The sequence below is a fragment of the Ekhidna sp. genome, assembly GCF_965247405.1.
Classification (GTDB): domain Bacteria; phylum Bacteroidota; class Bacteroidia; order Cytophagales; family Cyclobacteriaceae; genus Ekhidna.
Genome location: NZ_OZ252014.1, coordinates 3452852 through 3471948, shown reverse-complemented (window position 1 = coordinate 3471948; position 19097 = coordinate 3452852). Strand labels below are relative to the sequence as shown.

The window sequence follows — 19097 nt, the reverse complement described above, 5'->3', positions numbered from 1 at the left end:
TATATTTTCAGGGATCATTGATCCGTATATTTTAGTTCGATTTTTTTAAGAAATACTCCAATTGATAGCGGCTATCCAGGTAGTTGCCAAAAGCCTTCCACGCATCCACTTCCATTCTTATTGCATCCCGGATGTTTTGCAAAAAGGATACATAATCAATGGCTCCTTCCCGGTAAGCAGTGATAGCTCCTGAGCGTTGTTCCGCTGCAAGAGGAAGAGCCGTATTCTGGTAATAATTCCAGGAATTTCCCCATTTCAAATACCGCTCCCTTGCATTCAGGTATGCTGCATTCAGCTCCAATTGTGTTTGGAGTAAGTTCTGGTTGGCAATATCTCGTTGAATTTTTGCCGCCTGTGTTCTGCCAAGTTCCGGTCCAAACAAGAGCGGAATTCGAATGCCAATTTGATATTGATAGAACCCGGACTGTCCGGCAATTTGCTGTCTGCCATACTGACCCTGCAGTTGTGGAAGAAATTGCGATCGCTTTTCTTTGACCAAAGCATCGGCAACTCCCAATTGCTGCTGAGACACATCTAATAGCGGATGCCTTCCCAGTGAATCAGATGTGTAGACAAGTGGCTGATCCAAATTATTTGCCGGTATGTTAGGAACCGTAAAAAGCGAATCAGTGACAAACCATACGTTGAGTTGTTGTAGTGCGCTCAGATAATCTCGATATGCTTGTTCTTTCTGTATCTGAACCTGACTGGCCTGATTGGAGGTGGCCAGGTATTCCAGTCTGGATGTTTCCTCTGTTTCCAATCTGATCTTTGCTGCCCGCTCAATATCTGTGAAAATGGAGTCAAGCTGCTCATACACCAAGTATGTGTTTTTAGTGGCATAGACCTTTGCCCAGGCTTTGCTCACTTCACGCTCCAGCTCAATAACCGTGAGGTCTAAAGCGTATTCAGCCAGTGCAACCCGTTCTTTTTGCAGATTCAGCTTGGGAGCAATTCCAAAAATATCAATCTGCTGTTGCTGAATACCAATCTGCGTATGAACACCTTCTGAGCCATTGCCAACTTCCTCTTTTCCTGTGAATACCTGTGTGTTTCCAAAATCCCAGGCCGTTTTCTTCAGCGCCTCCTGACTTTCAATTTCCAATCGTGCTGACTGTATTTTAGGATAGTTTTCGATCGCTCTTTTTCTGGCTTCCTCAAGCGTGATGGTTGGAAGACGGTCATTCCTGTTCTCTTGAGCTTCCGCAAAATCAGGCATTGCAAAGAGACCTCCGAAAACGATCAATGTGATAATCACATTGGCGTTTGGAGATTTTAATCTTCGCTCACCTCTTCCCTCTACAAATTTGTAGAGCACCGGAAGAACTACAAGTGTCAGCAAAGTAGCTGTCAACATTCCTCCAATCACCACGGTAGCCAATGGTCGTTGAACTTCTGCACCTGCAGATGCTGAAAATGCCATCGGCAGAAATCCAAAAATGTCTGTTGTTGCTGTAAGCATAATAGGCCTGATTCGTTCTTTTGTTCCAGTTAGAATTCTTTCTCTGATACTCGTCACTCCTTCCTCTTTCAATGAGTTGAAACGGTTGATCAATACCAGACCATTGAGAACAGCCACCCCAAACAGCACAATGAATCCGACACCCGCCGAAATACTAAATGGCATGTCTCTGACCCATAGGGCAAACACACCTCCAATGGCCGCAAGTGGAATGGCGATATAAATCATGATGGACTGAGTGAATGAACCCAAAGCGAAGTAGAGTAAAACGAAAATGAGGAAAAGAGCTATTGGAACGACAATGGACAATCGGCTCTTTGCCCGCTCCAGATTTTCAAACTCTCCACCATAGGTGATGTAATATCCAGCTGGTAGGTCGAGCTCAGCATCTAATTTTTGCTGAATGTCTTTCACTACCGACTCGACATCTCTGCCTCGGGTATTTACTCCAACATACGTTCTGCGGTAGGTGTTGTCCCTGGAGATCTGCATCGGTCCAGGTACATAGCTTATATCAGCTACTTCTTTGATAGGAACCTTTGTGCCGTCTGGAAGATCGATATACAGGGTTCTCAAGTCATCGATGCTTTGACGGTGTTCATTGTCAAAGCGAATGACCAAATCAAATCGCTTCTCACCTTCAAAGACCACCCCGGCAACTCCACCAGCAAAAGCAGAGCTGACATACTCGTTCAATTTTTGAATATCCAGTCCATACTGGGCAACCTTATTTCGGTTGTACCTCACAGTCATTTGAGGAAGACCTGAGGTGCGCTCTGCATTGACATCTCCGGCACCCGGTACGGTTGATATGATATCCGCCATCTCTTGAACCTTGGTAGCCAAAACCTCCAAATCTTCACCGTATAGTTTGACAGCAATATCTTCTCGCACTCCCTCGAGCAACTCATTGAAGCGCAGCTCTACAGGCTGTGTGAATACGAGATTAACACCTACCAGGTGTTCATTGAGTTTGTCCTTGATTTGATCAATCAGCTCGTCTTTGGTCGTTGCAGAAACCCACTTGTCTTTGTCTTTTTCGAGAATGAGATACATATCTGCAATGTCCATCGGCATGGGATCTGTCGGAATATCCGCCACCCCGATTCTCGCTGTGACCGTTTTGATCTCCGGGAAATTTTCAAGTAGGAGCTTTTCAATTTTAATCGAGACTTCTTTGGACTCTGTTAGCGAACTCCCCGGCCTGATCAATGCTTGCATCGCAATGTCACCTTCATCTAACTGAGGAACGAATTCCCCGCCCATTCGGGAAAAAGTAAAACCTGCGATTGCCAGGAGTAAAATGGCTACCATGATCACCATGGCCTTAAATCGCAAGGCACTTTTCAAAACAGGAAGGTAAACTCGTTGAAGTCCTCCAATGAGTTTATCACTGACCTTTTCCAATGATCTTTCAAAGCGACCGAACCAATTCTTTTTGTTCTGAACAGGCTTCATAAGGAGCGCTGACATCATGGGTACGTAAGTCAGGCAAAGTACAATTGCTCCAATCATGGCAAACCCAAAAGTGTAGGCCATTGGCTGAAACATCTTGCCTTCAACACCTGTGAGAAACAGAATAGGAGCGAAAACGATTAGAATGATAATCTGACCAAAAAATGCGGAACCCATCATGGTGCTACCGGACTCATAAGCCACCTCATCCATTACTTTCTGATTGAAACCCACCTTGCCAGCTCTGATTCTTTTCTGGATTTCATAGACCGTGCCTTCAATGATGATCACCGCTCCATCGATGATGATTCCAAAGTCAATGGCTCCTAAGCTCATCAGATTGGCCCACACATTGAATTGCTTCATCAGAATGAAAGCAAAAAGCAATGAAAGCGGAATGGTTGTGGCCGTGACGAGACCGCCTCGCAAACTTCCCAACAGGATAACGAGCGCAAATATGACGATGAGTGCTCCTTCGATCAGATTGGTTTGTACGGTACTGGTCGTTCTGGAAATAAGATCACTTCTGTCTATGATGGTATTGATTTCCAATCCTTCAGGAAGCGATTTCTCAACTTCCTCCATTCGTTCTTTCACATTCTGTATGACCGCATTGGGGTTGGAACCTTTGAGCATCATAATGATGCCTCCAACAGCTTCTTTACCATCCTGCGTGAATGCACCATAGCGTACCTGGTGTCCAAAATGGACTTTAGAAGCTACATCACCAATCGTTACAGGAATGCCATTTTCGGTTTTGACCACAATCTTTCGAATGTCATCCAATGACCGAATCAATCCTTCTCCTCTTATGAAGTTGGACATTCTATTCTTCTCAATATAAGCCCCTCCGGTATTGACATTATTTCTCGCTAATGCCTCATACACCTGTGAAATACTCACATCCATGGCGTTCAGCTTGTCGGGATTGATGGCTACCTCATACTGCTTGATGTAGCCTCCAAAGGAGTTGACTTCAACTACTCCATCCAGTAGTGTGAGCTGTCGTTTTACAATCCAGTCCTGGATGGTTCGCAGGTCTGTTGGTGAGTATTTTGTTTCAAAACCCTCCTGAGGTTGGATGGTGTATTCGTAAATCTGCCCCAAACCTGTAGAAATTGGCCCCATAGTGGGACTTCCGAACTTTTGGGGAATGGTCTCCTGGAGTTCGTTCAGTTTTTCCTGCACCAGTTGACGTGGCAAATAGGTGCCCATGTCATCTTCAAAGACGATGGTCACCACCGACAGGCCAAATCGTGAAACAGAGCGAATCTCATCCACTCCCGGAAGGTTGCCCATGGCCAACTCGACAGGATAGGTAACGAACTGCTCGATATCCTCAGTAGCCAGATTGGGTGATACCGTCATCACCTGTACCTGGTTATTGGTGATATCCGGGACGGAACCCAGATTGACCGTGGACATGGAATAGATCCCCACACCTATGAGTGCAAGTGTGAGTAAGCCCACAATGAATTTGTTCTTTATCGAGAACGATATGATTTTATTGATCATGTATGAAATGATTTAGTATCAGTTAAAATGATTCTGTTTCGATCCTTTAGAGTAAGATCGATTGGACGGAACTGTCCTGAAAAAATGGATATTACACCTGTGGTGGCTGTAGTAGTGAGCCTACAAACCCTGATGTTATAGGGTCTGAGTAGGTGCTTCTCTGGAGAGGAAATGTAAGGATGCCTAACTCACTTATAAAAATTTGCTGAACGACAAGGTGTGAATGGCAGCAATGGCAAACACATAAAGGAGAACACAAATCTTCGGATTCATTGTGGTCATGATCAGACCCGGATTCTTGGTAGGAAACCTCTATGCTATCTGCCGTGGTTTCATCCGTGCAAGGTGCTACCGATAGCCCTAGCAGAAACAGTGATAATATGAATGCGAAAGATTTCACTATGCAACAATAACGAAAAAGGAGTGCAACCTGTTTGCATTGTTTTAGGAGCAGTTCGCGCATGTGCCTTTGTACACCATGCTGGCACTGGCTGCCTTGAAACCTATTGGAATGTTTGTTTGAGGGATTTTAGACTGAGTTAGGCAATACGTTTCGCCACATCCCACACAATGAAAGTGGATGTGCTGATCTTGTGGTTCGCATTCACAGCCTTCTTCACAGAGCGCATATTTCACCGCACCGGTTCCATCATCAATACTGTGAATGAGCTTCTTGTCTTCAAAGGTTTTAAGAGTTCTGTAAAGCGTAGCTTTATCTGCCCGTTCAAATTTTGTTTCAAGATCACTGAGACTTATTGCTGCTCCTGATTCTACGAGCTTTCTGAGCACCAACAACCGCATAGCTGTTGGCTTGATGTCTCTATTTACTAGTTTTTGCTCGAGCATTGACTAAAAGTACGAAGAAACGCCAAACTGGATGCCAGAGATCTTAGCAGGTGGATTGCCCAGAATATCGGTTTGTTCCATGAGTCGATAATTTAACCGGATCACTGTCTGGGCAGTGGGCCGAAAACTTATCGCCGGAACAACTGCCCAAATTTCATCTCCGATATTTCCTCCTGTTTCACGAAATGTCCCGTCATTCCAATCAACATATTCCAAACGCATAGCAACATTGAAAGATGCGTTATTAAAACCAAACAAATCCCCGGTAAGAATCGGCTGAACAAAGTCTACAAAACCTCCTTTTTGTTGATCCCCAAATTGCTGAGAAAAAGTACTAGGCACATCTATATTTATCCATGCCCACTCACCGACAATAAAGGTCTTAGTTACAGGAATTGTCGTATTAAAATCAATAGCATATACGTTCAGTCTCCTTTTATCATCCAATATCAAACCGTCTTCTTCATAGGTGTTGTAAATACCTCCCATATATGAAAGGCCAATTTCACCAACCTTGTTATGCCTTACGGCTATTTTTCCTGTCAGCAATGGCTCTCCGTTAGAGGATTCTTCGAACCGCTCTTTGTTTTCTTTAGATGCGGGTAAAAAGGTGCGATTCTCTCCGTTATTGATAATGGCATCATTGAATCCATTGGTCAGGTAGGCTTCATATCCAAATGCCCATTCTTTCATGTAATATTTACCATAAAGTCCAAAGCCAACATTACTCCAGGTCGCTGGCAGCATATCCGTTGCAGCTATTGGGCGATCCACAAACTCCCATTTAGGTCCGTCATGATTTTGATTGAATGCTCCGATTGGATTCATCACTATTCCGCCACGTAGATTCAAAAGAGGATGCATACTGATGTCAAGTGCGGCAAACTCTATGGCTACCTCTTCTCCACCTTCCTCAAATTCTATCTCAGAAAGAAACTTGATTTTTCTATGTATTGAGGAAGCAACAAAAAGCGTCATTCGCGGGACTCGGAAGCTATGTCCATCTGTCACACCATCTTCACCAATGTATCCATAATCTGCCTCAATATATCCACCTACTGATACCGGCAACTTACCAACCTGCAGAAAAGGTCTGTTGTAAACAGCATCCATATTAAGCTGGTTTTTTGCCGTATCAACTGGTGTACGCTTGAGTAACGTACTGTCGATTTGAGCCTTTACATCTATCGAAAGCAGAGATGTTATTGTTATAAGGATCCAACCATACTTCCTCATGATAAATCGATTTTAAGTGTTTTATTTTCTTTTATAATTGGGAAACTTCTAAGCGATGTATCAGCCGGGCCATTTTGAACACTCCCGTCTTGAGTAAACTCACTTCCATGAGCAGGACACTGTAGGCGGTCTCCAAATACCTGAAGTTCCGTGCCTTGGTGTGTGCATTTCATGAGCAATGCTTTGTATTCATTGGCATTGAAGCGGAAAACAGCTACCGGGTATTGTAATGACTCATTCTGCACCACTACATACTTTAAATAGTTGTTTTCCTCTTTCAAAAAAGCTGCTTCAGGCAGACTCAGATAGGAGCCATCTATGTTGCCGTAAATGTAGCGGGTTCCAGCACATCCTTCAAGGAGTAAACCTGTCGCCGCTATCCCAAGGCAGCCCATTCCGCATTTCCTGACAAATTCTCTGCGATCCATATCTAAAGGGATTTGAGAAACTTAATGAGTGCCTCTTTATCATCTTCAGAAAGAGAGACAAATTGATTTTTACTGTTGTCGGCTTCTCCGCCATGAAGCAGGATAGCTTCTTCAATACTTCTAGCTCGTCCATCATGCATTAAGAAGAATGATCCACCTTGCGAATTGGGCGAAAGCCCCAAGCCCCATAAGGGTGGAGTCCGCCATTCGTATGTTTCAGCAGATCCTTCGGTGGCACCATCATCTAGCCCTGGACCCATATCATGCAGCAACAAGTCAGTGTATGGGTAGAATGTCTTATTCGATAATGCTTCGATATCAGACTCTGGGGTTGTCCATTCAGGGATATGACATGAGGCGCACTGAATTTGGGTAAATATTGACTTCCCTCGTAGTACTACTGTGTTTTCTTCTGATCTAGGAATAGGAGCCTTTAATGTTCTGAGATAAAAGACCACATCACGAATCGTTTGATCCGTAACTTCCGGGTCGGTAGAAAGCTGACTGTATGGATCAACGGGCTCAAAAGTGGAAGTGATTCCCATATCCTGATTGTAGGCACTTACGGTCTGTTGAAGCAAATCAATAGCCGCAGCTTTCTTCCCAAAACGCCCTATAATTTTACCATTGACAGGTTGATGAATTGATTTCTGTTCAAAATAGTCTGGTGGTGTTATGTAATTTGGTTTCCCGGAAACACCATCACCATCTTCATCAAGAGAGTCGACATTCTGCAGAATCTGTTGATCTGACAGTGCTGCCAGAAATCCCAACCCAGTAACAGCCGGTGGAGTAAACTTCATGAATGGAACACCATCTGGTAGCTTTTCAGGTTCAAACCCTGGTATTGCTCTGTTTTGAAGTTGAGGACCTCCAATAGATAGATCCGGCAATGTGTTTGGCAGTGATTGACCAAATCTAGTGAGCGTGGTAAAAGGATGACCTTTGCCATCTCCTGCATGACAGCTTCCACAGGACGTGGCAACAAAGCCTGGTCCAAGTCCATTTTCCACTGAAAACACCTCGTCATTAAAAGCAATATCTCCATCCAAAAATTGTCTTTGCTCAGCATGGGATAAGCCTTCCGTAGGGCCATCCAGCAGCTCATTTTCAGCAGGAGCAGCTGGTATTATTTCCTCACATGAAATAGCCAACACAAAAGTGACAATGCTCAGATATATTATTATTTTATTCATCTCAAAATAATTTTATACAAATCTATTAATTAAAGTTAGACATATCAAACTTTTAAATAAGACATGCGATACTTACTTTTGAAACATGATCACTATCACGGAGGAGAATTATCTGAAAGCCATCTACAGCCTAAACCTGAATCGAAACGGGAAGGAGCTTGGTACCAATGAACTTGCGAGTCATCTTGGAATATCTCCTGCTACGGTGAGTAGTATGCTAAAGAAGCTGAAAGAAAAGGGATTCATTGATTATAAAAAATACGGTGCAATATCACTGCTGAAAGAGGGTGAAACAATTGCTTTCTCTGTCATAAGGAAGCACCGATTGTGGGAAACATTTTTAGTTGAGAAAATGGAATTTACCTGGGATGAAATCCATGAGGTAGCCGAGCAACTGGAACACATTAAGTCCAAAAAACTAGTAGATCAACTGGATAAGCTTTTGGGTTTCCCTGAATATGATCCACATGGTGACCCTATCCCGGATGCCACTGGCAAGATTAGGGGAATGCACAAAACTACCTTAGAAAATGAATCAGTTGGCAAGCAACTAAAAGTTGTTGGAGTAAAGAACGATTCTCCTGCATTCCTTCAACACATTACACAATTGGGACTTGTCATCAATAGTAAAATCCTTATCAAATCACATCACGAGTTTGATGGATCTTTGGATGTTGAAATCGAAGGAGAAACTCGAATGGTTTCTCAAAAGGTTGCGGAGAATGTGTATGTTTCGGAAAGTCTATAAAGATATAATTTGAATCTAATGCATATTTGAAATAGTCAGGCCGATTTGGCCTGACTATCATTTACCTGGTTAATTCTTCCTTGAGTTAACCAACTCATACACACATGGGATAACAATGAGATTGAGCAAAGTAGCAGACAGCAACCCGCCCAAAATCACTACTGCCATTGGGCTTTGAATTTCATTACCCGGTTCGCCCCCTTTCAGTGCAAGCGGTATTAAGGCAAGCCCAGTAGTGAAGGCCGTCATTAGTATTGGATTCAGTCTGTCCAAAGCTCCGGTTTTGAGCAACTCAAACCCTTGCAAACCTTCCTTCCTCAAATCCTCATACCTCGATACCAATAGGATTCCGTTCCTAGTAGCGATACCAAACAAGCTAATAAAGCCAATGGTAGCAGCAATGCTGATAATGCCGGAAGTGAAGTACACAATCAAAATCCCACCAATCAGAGCCAGAGGCAGATTGATCAAGACAATGAATGAAAGTTTCACATCCTGAAACTCATAATAGAGCAATAGAAAGATGATCAAAATGGCAACAACAGCCGTGATTAGTAATAATTGAGAAGCCTTTGCTTCACTCTCAAACTGACCGCCATACTCTACCCGATAACCTTCAGGTAAGTCAATATTCGCATCTACGATCTGCTGAATCTCATTTACCACCCCACGCAAATCACGTCCCTGCACATTGGCAGCTACTACAATCTTACGCTTTACATTCTCTCTGGAAATGGTATTCGGAGAACTTACAGATTTCACATCTGCAAGCTGATCCAATGTGATTTGCCCTCCGTTTGGTAAGGTGACCAAAGCAGCTTGTATGGATTCCATACTGCTCCTTGACTCCTTTTTAAAACGAACGATAAGGTCAAAATACTTCTGACCTTCATAGATTTCACCTGCCTTTTCTCCGGCAAAGGCCACATCTACTTGCTCCATCAAATCACCAACCGTCATACCATAAGCAGACAGCATTTGTCGCTTGGGTGTAATGCGAATTTGTGGCACTTCGATCTGCTGATCTACTGCAACATCGGCAATTCCATCAATGGAATTGATATTGGTTTCTACACTTTTACCCAACTCAAACAAACGCTGCAAATCATCACCAAAAATCTTGATGGCAATGTTTGCTCGAGTACCAGAAAGCATGTGATCAATTCGGTGAGCAATCGGCTGACCCAACGTGATATTTACACCAGGCACTACACTTAGCTTCGTTCGAACTTGCTCAAAGAATTGCTCCTTTGATTTTCCGTCTAGCGTAAAAGGCACATCTATTTCAGCCGCATTCACTCCCTGAGCATGTTCGTCCAGCTCAGCTCGTCCGGTTCTACGAGTTACCACATCCACTTCCGGCATATCCAAGAGCAATTGTTCAATCAGTTTTCCGTTCTTGTTGCTTTCTTCTAGCGACATACCTGGTATACCCACTGCACTGATCACCAAGGATCCTTCATTGAACTCAGGCAGGAAACTACGACCTAGTTGCGTTAGCAATATCAAACTGATTATGAATGCACCCACTGTTAAGCCAATGACTGTTTTTGGAAACTTCAGTGTCCGTTCTAATACACCCACATAGCGAGCGCGAAGGAAGCGTTCCACTTTTGTCCCTTCAGCCTGCCTGGTAAGTACCTTTTCACTTTTCAATAAATACGAACACAACACCGGAGTAACCGTAACTGCCACAATCAGAGAAGTCAATACCGAAGTGATAAATGCTATGCCAAGTGGCTGCAACAATCTTCCTTCCATCCCACTCAGAAAGAATAGCGGCACAAACGATACAATGATGATGAGCGTAGCAATAATGATCGAGCTACGAATCTCCACCGAAGCTTCTTTCACCACCGTAAGCACAGGCTGTTGCTCTGCTTTTGGTTTTCGGATATTCTCACGCAATCGCTTGAAAACATTTTCCACATCAATGATCGCATCATCTACCAACGCACCGATGGCAATGGCCATGCCTCCTAAACTCATCGTATTGATGGTATATCCCAGCATTTTAAGAACAATGATGGATACCAACAGCGAGATAGGAATGGCCAGCAATGAAATAACCGTAGTTCGCCAGTTCATCAAAAAGATGAATAGCACGATCACCACGAAAAAAGCACCTTCCAATAGGGTCTGATTCAGGTTATTAATGGATGCCTCAATGAAATTCGACTGACGAAAAATGTGGCTTTTGATTTCCACGCTTTCCGGCAAAGTGTTATTCAAATCAGCGATTGCTTCATCGAGCCTTTCGGTCAACTCCAATGTGTTGACATCCGGCTGTTTAGAAATGGTCAAAATCACAGCAGGATCCGCATTCAACGAACCATCACCGATCTTATCAGCCGCACCAATTTGAACCTCAGCAACTTCTCTGATTTTGATGGTTTGACCATTTACACTCTTAAGAACCGCTTCTTCGAGGTGCTCTACTGAATACGCTCTACCACTTCCTTTAATGATATACTGATTGCCGTATTCATTCAAAAAGCCTCCCGGAGCATTCACATTGCTCTCCTGTACTTTCTCGAGTAGTTCACCAAGGCTCACATCATAGTATTTGAGCTTCTCCGGATTGGCCAATACCTGATACTGCTTGTAGTCTCCTCCAATCACAATCACATTGGCAATACCGCCAATGGATTTGATTCTTGGTCGGATGGTCCAGTTCGCAAGTGTTCGCAACTCCATTGGAGACAAACTATCCGAACGAACACCCAACAACATCACTTCACCCATAATGGATGAAATGGGAGCCATAGTTGGTGTACTAACACCAGATGGTAAATTCTCCCGAACCATTGGAATACGTTCACTCACAATCTGTCTCGCCCTGTAAATGTCCGTTCCCCAATCAAACTCAATCCACACAATGGAGATTCCTGCTGCCGAAGATGATCGGATTCTACGCACATTGGGCGAACCATTCATAGCCGTTTCCAACTGGTAGGTCACCAGCTTTTCCACTTCCTCAGATTCCATTCCATGAGCTTCCGTCAAAATGGTTACCGTCGGAGCTGTCAGATCAGGGAATACATCCACGTTCATATTACGGGCTATGTACAATCCCGCCACACTCAGCACCACAGCGCCCAAAAGCACCATTAATCGGTTTTGCAGTGAAATCGATAATATTTTATTCAACATATCATCAACCGTTTAATGGGCGTGACCATGAGCGGGCGCTTGTCCTGACATGGAAGCCATTTTCACCGCATAGGCACCTTTGGTGACAACCACCTCTCCCGACGATAGTCCCTTAATGACCTCCACCTCACTACCATTGCGTTTACCAAGCGTCACATTCCTGCGTTCAAAACTTTCTCCGGATAGCTGTACAATCACAGAGTAATTGCCATAATCTTCCAATAAGCAGGAAGCGGGAACAGTCAAACTTTCAATCGCAGAACCAACAGCCAGTTGAGCCTCAGTGAAACTACCTTCCGGCATTTCCACGCCTTCATTCACCTCTGCAAAAACAGAAATTAATGGTTGGTCAGATTCAACCTCTTTACCCACGGAAATAATCTTACCTCCTCTATCCTTTAGACTTGACCAAGCTCCCGGTTTGGGCTGATACCATAGGTTTTGAATGTTCTGCAGCTCAGCACTGTACTTCGGGCTAACACGTACTTCCAGCAAACTACTCTTATGGCTTGTCACAGTCACTAAAGCATCGCCCTGGTTTGCAAATCCACCGTTTACTGCCTGAATAGATTTGATGTATCCATTCATTGGAGCAGTGACTTGTTTACCTCCCGCACTATATCCGCTGCTCAACGTCTCGTAGTTGGTTTTTGCCACCTGGTATTTCTGCTCTACTTGCTCAAACTCAGCTTTAGCAACGATTTTGGAATTGTACAATTCCTTTTTCCGCTCGTATTCCGACCTGGCTTGCTCGAATTCAGCTTTTGCCTTTTGGATCTCCGCACTCAGATTGTTGGATGTCAGTCCTGCACTGCTAATGGTCATCAAAACCTGACCTTTTTTTACAGCGCTTCCTTCCGTCAATATTCCAGAACTAAAGCTCACTCGTCCATTGGCTGGAGCCACAAGCGTCTGATAATCCGAGGGTGCTACTTTCCAAACACCTGAAGTGGGAATGGTTTGAAAGACTTGCTTCTTCAAAACTGGAGCTGTTTGAAACTCCATTTTCCAGGCCTGTTCTTTCAAAAAAGTAATGGCATTACCCTCATCTTCACTACCCATTTGGGCAATGGCTTCTTCCTCTGAAGCATACACAGGAATATTATCCATTACGATCTTATCCGAAAACGCAGGCGTCTTGATTTCAAAAATCAATTGATAGGTTCCCGCTTCCTTCGGTTGCAGTGAGGGTGTGAATATTCCGGGAGAAGAAGGTGCATCAACCTTGTGTCGGATGCCCTTTCCACCTTTTATCAAACTCACCGTTACACTGCCTTCCAAAACAGGCTGATGCTTTTCCAACACCGTAAAGTGTGCTGCAAAACGGCTGTTATTTCCAACAATCAATGCCTGGTATTCAACAAACAACTCCGTTTTATCTGTCCAGATAGTTGCGACCACCGAAGGCACTTCATCACCTTCCGTGATGTGGCTACCATCCGGGGCATGTGCATGTCCTTCTTCCTCCACAGGTTGACAGGAAATAAGAGTCACCGCCAACATAATGATGGAGTATCGAACGCTTTTATATAAATATCTCATTGCTTCAGTCCGAGTATTTTGTAATTGCCATTCGTTTTCAACGTGACCTTAACGTCTGCATCACTGTTGTTTTTCCAGTACCAGCCATGAGAGCCTTCAAATGGCACAGTTAGGATTCCCTTCATTTTGTCCGAAGTAGCTACAGCAAAGCTTTCGAAGTACTTCGTTTGCTCGTAATCCAATGGCTCACCGTGAAGGTCAAAGTATAGTGGAGATTCAGAAGTCCATTCGTAGGTAAGCTTCTCATATTGCTTTAAATGAAACTTGTACTCAACTCCCTTTTTAGCTGGTACTGTAATCGTAACCTCATTCTCTTGCTCCTTCGTTTCGACCGTGGATTCGTTTTCAGAACTTTCATCAGCAGTCTCTGTCGTTTCCTCCTCGTTCACTTTGAAATCTTCTTGCTCCTTATGATCAGCTTCATGATCATGGGTGTGCTCGCCTTCTCCAGTTCCGTGCGAGTGGCCATGATCACTTTTTGTACCACATGCTGCTGAGAATAGAATAAGTGTTGTGATAAGAATATTTGAAATTTTCATAATTCGATGTTTTAAGATTTTATAATTGATGTTTTAAAATTTGTGTTTGCGATACGTAGAGCTGGTATTGCATGTCCAGCATAGTATCATATGCCTGGCGATAAAACTTTAGCTCCATGTAGTATTCCATGAAGGATAATTCACCTAATTGATAGGCCTGCAGCAATAAGTTATCGCTGTTTAAGCCCGATAAGGTTGCTTCATATTCCTGAAATTTGGAAAACATGATCTCATAGTCATTGTATTGCTTTTCAAATGCCGAATAGGCCTGCAATGACAATGAGGTATTGATCGACTGTTGAAAGTCGACTTGAGATTGAGCGGCTTTCACCTTGTTTCGGTTACTCCATAATGGAATACTAATGCCGGCATACACACCTGAAAACCGCTCACCTGCTACGCCCTGACTGTTGAAGCCAGCTGTCAAATTTGGGAGCGTCCGGTTTTTAGCCAACCTTAATGACTGCTGAGCAATCGCCTCCTGTTGCTTGAGTTTTACCAGTTCAGGATCTTCCGATTGTTTTTCCTGCCAAACACTTTCCTTGTCAGACAAATCGAGTGATAAAGCATATTCATCAGATGAAAAACGTATTTCTGCTCCTCCATTTAGATTCTTAAGGAGTAGCATCGTATTTCTCTGATCGCTTTCAATCTGCTGGATTTTGAACTGCTCCTGTATCCAGGCCACCTTCGCTTTATTCAATTCCAGGATACCTACCTGTTCCTTTTCATAAAGCTCTTGCACCTGCTCAAACACCTGTTTTGCCTGCTCCACTCTAAGTGTTTCGGTAGTTAGGCGTTTGTTCAGGTAGATCAGATTCAGACAGTATTCTTTGGCTTGCGCCAATATTTCCTGTCTTCTGGCTTGATAGTCAAGCTCCAACTGATCAGTTTGTTTGTCAATAAGATTCCTGCGAGTACTATAGACCGTTGGGAATTCAAAAGACTGACTCACCTGGAACTCGGAGTAATCTCCCGTACTATGCTCACCAAAAGGCAGATAGTATGCACCCAGTTGAGGGTCTGGCAGATTATTTCCGGATTTCAGTTCAAGAGCTCTACTCTCAGCATATTGACCGAGAGCTTTCAGCTCTTGGTTGTTTTGTTCTACTTCCCTAAGAATGCTTTCTATTGAAGACGATTGGGCAATCAAGCCAAACGACAAGAAGCATCCGCAAAGAGCGAACACGATATTTTTATACATGTAAATTGATTTTAGGATTAATCAAATAGTGTTGAGCATAACCTAATATGCTCGGTAAGCGGGATTCTTCCTGCTTGAAATAATTATCCTAATGATGGGGGGCCTCTTAATGAAACCGAAGTTAGGTGGGGGGATTTTGTTGGATCCAGAGGGTGTTGCCAGGGTATCTGTTCCTCCGGCTCCCTTTCCGATATCATAATCTCATAAGCAACATCTGCAATTACAACCTTTACTAAGACCTGTTGCTTGGAGATACTTTTGGCAACAAGGATATTATCAACCTGGACTGTGTGAGCATGTGTCCCAAAAAGAAATCCTAAGAGATCAAAACCTTCACTGGAGTCATCATCGTCATGATGGTGGTGGTGATCGTGATCATGAGAATGCTCAGCCTTGGTCTCAGCAATGCTTATGTGCTCTGCACTACCGTGCTCATGATGTACATGCGGCAATACCTGATGCAGCAGGTACATACTGAATATGCTCAAAAACGATATGGCCGCTATTTTTCTAAACTGCTGCATTAAAGAACAAACTTAAACAGAAACTTTCCAATGCTTTTAATGGGTTTCATTGAATTTAATGTCTGACATATACCGAGTTCTATTGCCTGATCGTTCGCATGCTCTTGACATATAGCTAAGCAAGGTCATGCCCTTTATCGTGAATGCTGTGCTTCGTAATTTCCTATGATCTGCTTCTATTTGAGGGAATTTTGTACTTCCTTGTTCTCCTCAGATTGAGTCCAAGTCCATGCATACCAGACGATGAATAAAGTAGTTCCTATTTCTATAGTTGCAAAAAACATATAATGATAACTAGGTGTCCCCATGAATAGTGTTCCAATCATTATTAGTGTTTTGATAATACCAGCAATTATGTTGGATATGCGATTGGCATTGTATTTTAAAACTCTTGATAGCAAAGCCATTGCAATCGAGATTTCCATAATGATACCCGATATCAGCAAAGTGGTTTCATTCATTTTAAGTCCAGCGACTTCACCCGTAAGCAATGCGTTTAACAATTCTGCTGACATCAATGACAAAACATCGCAATACAAATAATTTAATGTAACAAATATCCATAGAGTGGATAAAATCACTCTTCTATTTTGAATCATATCTACTGAGCTATTTTATTTCTTTCCTAGTGGACGATTCAAGTTCGAATAAGTTACAATTGATGCAGTCTGGCAGCAATGAAGCACAGCAAATAAAATGCCCCAATACAATCAGCATTGGGACTTTTTCCATGATTGGAACCTGAAATTGCACTATACCTTCTCTATTTCAAATCCTGCTTCTGTTACCGCTTTGACCACTTCATTCTGATCTCCTTCGAGCCTTACCTCCAGAATTTTATCCGGGTTTTCGATATCAACTTTCCAGGACTCAATACTATCCAGTTCATTGAGGTGTGGGGTAACTGATTTCAAGCATCCCCCGCAGTTGATATTGGTTTTAAATTTTATCGTTTCCATTCTTATCAAATTTTAGTTAACAATTCACTTTATTATTTTTCAGCCGAAGCTTGACCTTCTTAATCTCAGACTGTTGGTGACTACAGAAACTGAACTCATGGCCATGGCCGCCCCTGCTATCATGGGATTTAATAGAAATCCAAATAATGGGAATAGTGCACCGGCAGCTACCGGAATGGCTATCACATTGTAAATAAATGCCCAAAATAAATTCTGCCTAATAGTGCGTATGGTGGCCTTGGAAAGAGTAATGGCTCTTGTGATTTGCTGTAAGTCTGAGTGCATCAATGTAATGCCAGCACTTTCCATAGCTATGTCTGTACCACTGCCCATCGCTATGCCAATATCAGCTTGCGCCAACGCATGAGAGTCATTAATACCATCGCCAGCCATTGCCACCACCTTACCTTTGTTTTGTAAAGCAGTGATGAATTCTCCTTTCTCCGCAGGTTTAACCTGAGCTTTGTAATGATCAATTCCGACCTGTTCAGCAATCGCTTTGGCTGTTTGTTGATTGTCACCCGTTAGCATATGGATTTCTAATCCCATCCTTTTCAAGGAACTGATGGCTTGCTTTGAGGAATCTTTGATTTTATCTGCTATGGCAATAACACCCAGCACTTCCTTATGATCCGCAAAGAGCACGACTGTTTTTGCCTCCTGTTTCAGAATGTCTGACTGACTTCTCAATTTGGAATTGAACTCAATTTCATTGTCTCTCACGAGTTCCTCATTTCCTATAAAAAACCATTCCCCTTCGTATTTGGCTTTAGCGCCCTGCCCGGTAATGCTTTCAAAATTTGAGATTTCAACAGGTTTGCTCTTAGCCTCTTTCAGGTATTGAACAATAGCATGCGCCAATGGATGTTCCGAATTGGATTCTACAGATAGCAGTATATCTTGAAACAGCTTTTTTGATGTATCACTTTTCCAATAGGTATCTGTCACCTCTGGTTTTCCTTCTGTTATCGTACCTGTTTTGTCCAGTACCAGTGCATTTATTTTGTAGGCTACTTCCAGTGCCTGGGCATCCTTGATCAATATCCCCTGCTCGGCCCCTTTGCCAATACCTACCATTAAGGCTGTAGGGGTAGCTAAGCCCAATGCACATGGACAGGCAATGATGAGTACGGTAATGAGTGTAAGGAATGCATACGTGATGGAGGGATCCGGACCAAGAAAAAACCACAGTATAAAAGTGAGAAGTGCTAGACCTACGACTACAGGTACAAATACTCCCGCTACTTTATCTACCAATTTCTGGATGGGGGGCTTACTTGCCTGGGCAGACTTGACGAGTTGAATGATCTGGGCCAACAGAGTTTCACCGCCAACTTTGCTGGCCAGTATCTTTAAACTTCCCTTTTGATTTACTGTACCGGCAAATACTTCTTCCCCTTTTACCTTATTTACGGGGATAGGTTCTCCGGTGATCATACTTTCGTCAATATAAGATTCACCGCTTTCTACCTTCCCATCTACAGGCACTTTGTCCCCTGGGCGAAGTAAGATTAAATCACCTTTGAGAACATCACTTAAAGGAACTGAAATTTCTTCTCCATTTCTGAATACAACTACCTCTTTCGGTTGCAAGCCCATTAGCTTTTTGATCGCAGATGAAGTCTTACTCTTAGCACGTTCTTCCAGGTATCTGCCTAAAAGGATAAGCGTTACAATGATCACGGCTGATTCATAGTAAACATGCGGAGTTATGTCATGATTAAGGAAAAACTGAGGGTATATGGTGTTGAACAAGCTGAACACAAAAGCCACTCCGGTACTAAGTGCGACAAGTGTGTCCATATTTGAGGAGAAATACTGCAGCTTCTTCCAGGCGTTCACAAAGAATTCAGAACCGCTCCAAAATAGAACAGGAGCCGAGAGCACCATCATGATCCAGTTTTCGTAAGGGATTTGTCCCATAAAAAACATGGCCATGATAAAAACAGGTGTTGAAAGAACTGCCGCTATTATGAGCTTTGACTGGAGCTTTTTAAGCCTATTATCTTCAGCTTGCTCCATAGCTTCTTGCTGCTCACCTTTATCCCCAGCCAAGATCTCATAGCCTATTTCCTGAGCCTTATTTTTTATGTGATCGAGAGTAATAGTATCCTGATTGTATACAATTGCTACCGATTTATTTGGGTAGTTGACAGATACTTCCCTGATGCCTTCATTTGGTTTCAGGTAAGACTCCAGACTCGCAGCACAAGAGGCGCAAGTCATTCCCAAAACTCCGTAGGACTCCCTTATTATTGTTTTATCTGCATCTTTCACATTAGCATCCATA

15 protein-coding genes are annotated in these 19097 nt (G+C 43.1%); 1 reads left to right on the top strand and 14 read right to left on the bottom strand.

Annotation, left to right across the window (positions count from 1 at the left end):
* Window positions 1–31: 31 nt before the first annotated feature.
* From ACP14Y_RS16005 to ACP14Y_RS15980, 6 genes are all read right to left on the bottom strand, one after another.
* Entirely contained in the window at window positions 32–4432 is a 4401-nt protein-coding gene (locus ACP14Y_RS16005) for a CusA/CzcA family heavy metal efflux RND transporter (protein WP_424963906.1), read from the bottom strand.
* 91 nt (window positions 4433–4523) lie between these two features.
* The gene (locus ACP14Y_RS16000) at window positions 4524–4895 is read right to left on the bottom strand and encodes a DUF6660 family protein (protein WP_424963905.1); all 372 of its coding nucleotides are present in this window, start codon (window positions 4893–4895) and stop codon (window positions 4524–4526) included.
* Window positions 4877–5278, bottom strand: coding sequence for a Fur family transcriptional regulator (locus ACP14Y_RS15995; RefSeq protein ID WP_424963904.1), 402 nt, complete (start codon window positions 5276–5278; stop codon window positions 4877–4879). The genes ACP14Y_RS16000 and ACP14Y_RS15995 overlap by 19 nt, the downstream gene beginning before the upstream one ends.
* A gap of 3 nt (window positions 5279–5281) precedes the next feature.
* Window positions 5282–6514, bottom strand: coding sequence for a hypothetical protein (locus ACP14Y_RS15990; protein ID WP_424963903.1), 1233 nt, complete (start codon window positions 6512–6514; stop codon window positions 5282–5284).
* The gene (locus ACP14Y_RS15985; protein WP_424963902.1) at window positions 6511–6942 is read right to left on the bottom strand and encodes a Rieske (2Fe-2S) protein; all 432 of its coding nucleotides are present in this window, start codon (window positions 6940–6942) and stop codon (window positions 6511–6513) included. Before ACP14Y_RS15985 ends, ACP14Y_RS15990 begins: the two co-directional genes overlap by 4 nt.
* A gap of 2 nt (window positions 6943–6944) precedes the next feature.
* Window positions 6945–8138, bottom strand: coding sequence for a di-heme oxidoredictase family protein (locus ACP14Y_RS15980; protein WP_424963901.1), 1194 nt, complete (start codon window positions 8136–8138; stop codon window positions 6945–6947).
* An 85-nt stretch (window positions 8139–8223) separates the two neighbouring features.
* Here ACP14Y_RS15980 and ACP14Y_RS15975 point away from each other — a divergent pair, with 85 nt between their 5' ends.
* Complete coding sequence (locus ACP14Y_RS15975) at window positions 8224–8886, top strand: metal-dependent transcriptional regulator (RefSeq protein ID WP_350205666.1); 663 nt, start codon at window positions 8224–8226, stop codon at window positions 8884–8886.
* 69 nt (window positions 8887–8955) lie between these two features.
* On the opposite strand, the gene ACP14Y_RS15970 is transcribed toward ACP14Y_RS15975, so the two are convergent.
* The 8 genes from ACP14Y_RS15970 to ACP14Y_RS15935 all read right to left on the bottom strand — a co-directional run bounded on the left by ACP14Y_RS15970 (window position 8956) and on the right by ACP14Y_RS15935 (window position 19096).
* On the bottom strand, window positions 8956–12039 hold the full coding sequence (locus ACP14Y_RS15970) for an efflux RND transporter permease subunit (protein WP_424963900.1): 3084 nt from the start codon (window positions 12037–12039) through the stop codon (window positions 8956–8958).
* 12 nt (window positions 12040–12051) lie between these two features.
* A complete protein-coding gene (locus tag ACP14Y_RS15965) occupies window positions 12052–13581 on the bottom strand; it encodes an efflux RND transporter periplasmic adaptor subunit (protein ID WP_424963899.1) in 1530 nt (509 codons plus the stop codon).
* Entirely contained in the window at window positions 13578–14120 is a 543-nt protein-coding gene (locus ACP14Y_RS15960; protein WP_424963897.1) for a hypothetical protein, read from the bottom strand. Before ACP14Y_RS15960 ends, ACP14Y_RS15965 begins: the two co-directional genes overlap by 4 nt.
* Before the next feature lie 19 nt (window positions 14121–14139).
* A complete protein-coding gene (locus ACP14Y_RS15955) occupies window positions 14140–15324 on the bottom strand; it encodes a TolC family protein (RefSeq protein ID WP_424963896.1) in 1185 nt (394 codons plus the stop codon).
* A gap of 83 nt (window positions 15325–15407) precedes the next feature.
* Window positions 15408–15848 (bottom strand): hypothetical protein, encoded by a 441-nt coding sequence (locus ACP14Y_RS15950; RefSeq protein ID WP_424963895.1) that lies wholly within the window; start codon window positions 15846–15848, stop codon window positions 15408–15410.
* A gap of 176 nt (window positions 15849–16024) precedes the next feature.
* Window positions 16025–16447, bottom strand: a complete 423-nt coding sequence (locus ACP14Y_RS15945; RefSeq protein ID WP_350205659.1) for a DUF6326 family protein — start codon at window positions 16445–16447, stop codon at window positions 16025–16027.
* Window positions 16448–16600: 153 nt separating this feature from the next.
* A complete protein-coding gene (locus ACP14Y_RS15940) occupies window positions 16601–16807 on the bottom strand; it encodes a heavy-metal-associated domain-containing protein (RefSeq protein WP_350205658.1) in 207 nt (68 codons plus the stop codon).
* 39 nt (window positions 16808–16846) lie between these two features.
* Window positions 16847–19096 carry a heavy metal translocating P-type ATPase gene (locus tag ACP14Y_RS15935; protein WP_424963894.1) on the bottom strand — a complete coding sequence of 750 codons (2250 nt, stop codon included), beginning with the start codon at window positions 19094–19096 and terminating at the stop codon, window positions 16847–16849.
* Window position 19097 lies beyond the last annotated feature (1 nt).

Coding starts and splice junctions, on each gene's coding strand:
- ACP14Y_RS15985 (WP_424963902.1), bottom strand. CDS start 6,942: ATGGATCGCAGAGAATTTGTCAGGAAATGCGGAATGGGCTGCCTTGGG.
- ACP14Y_RS15965 (WP_424963899.1), bottom strand. CDS start 13,581: ATGAGATATTTATATAAAAGCGTTCGATACTCCATCATTATGTTGGCG.
- ACP14Y_RS15995 (WP_424963904.1), bottom strand. CDS start 5,278: ATGCTCGAGCAAAAACTAGTAAATAGAGACATCAAGCCAACAGCTATG.
- ACP14Y_RS15975 (WP_350205666.1), top strand. CDS start 8,224: ATGATCACTATCACGGAGGAGAATTATCTGAAAGCCATCTACAGCCTA.
- ACP14Y_RS15970 (WP_424963900.1), bottom strand. CDS start 12,039: ATGTTGAATAAAATATTATCGATTTCACTGCAAAACCGATTAATGGTG.
- ACP14Y_RS15980 (WP_424963901.1), bottom strand. CDS start 8,138: ATGAATAAAATAATAATATATCTGAGCATTGTCACTTTTGTGTTGGCT.
- ACP14Y_RS15945 (WP_350205659.1), bottom strand. CDS start 16,447: ATGATTCAAAATAGAAGAGTGATTTTATCCACTCTATGGATATTTGTT.
- ACP14Y_RS15990 (WP_424963903.1), bottom strand. CDS start 6,514: ATGAGGAAGTATGGTTGGATCCTTATAACAATAACATCTCTGCTTTCG.
- ACP14Y_RS15950 (WP_424963895.1), bottom strand. CDS start 15,848: ATGCAGCAGTTTAGAAAAATAGCGGCCATATCGTTTTTGAGCATATTC.
- ACP14Y_RS16005 (WP_424963906.1), bottom strand. CDS start 4,432: ATGATCAATAAAATCATATCGTTCTCGATAAAGAACAAATTCATTGTG.
- ACP14Y_RS15960 (WP_424963897.1), bottom strand. CDS start 14,120: ATGAAAATTTCAAATATTCTTATCACAACACTTATTCTATTCTCAGCA.
- ACP14Y_RS15955 (WP_424963896.1), bottom strand. CDS start 15,324: ATGTATAAAAATATCGTGTTCGCTCTTTGCGGATGCTTCTTGTCGTTT.
- ACP14Y_RS15940 (WP_350205658.1), bottom strand. CDS start 16,807: ATGGAAACGATAAAATTTAAAACCAATATCAACTGCGGGGGATGCTTG.
- ACP14Y_RS15935 (WP_424963894.1), bottom strand. CDS start 19,096: ATGGATGCTAATGTGAAAGATGCAGATAAAACAATAATAAGGGAGTCC.
- ACP14Y_RS16000 (WP_424963905.1), bottom strand. CDS start 4,895: ATGCGCGAACTGCTCCTAAAACAATGCAAACAGGTTGCACTCCTTTTT.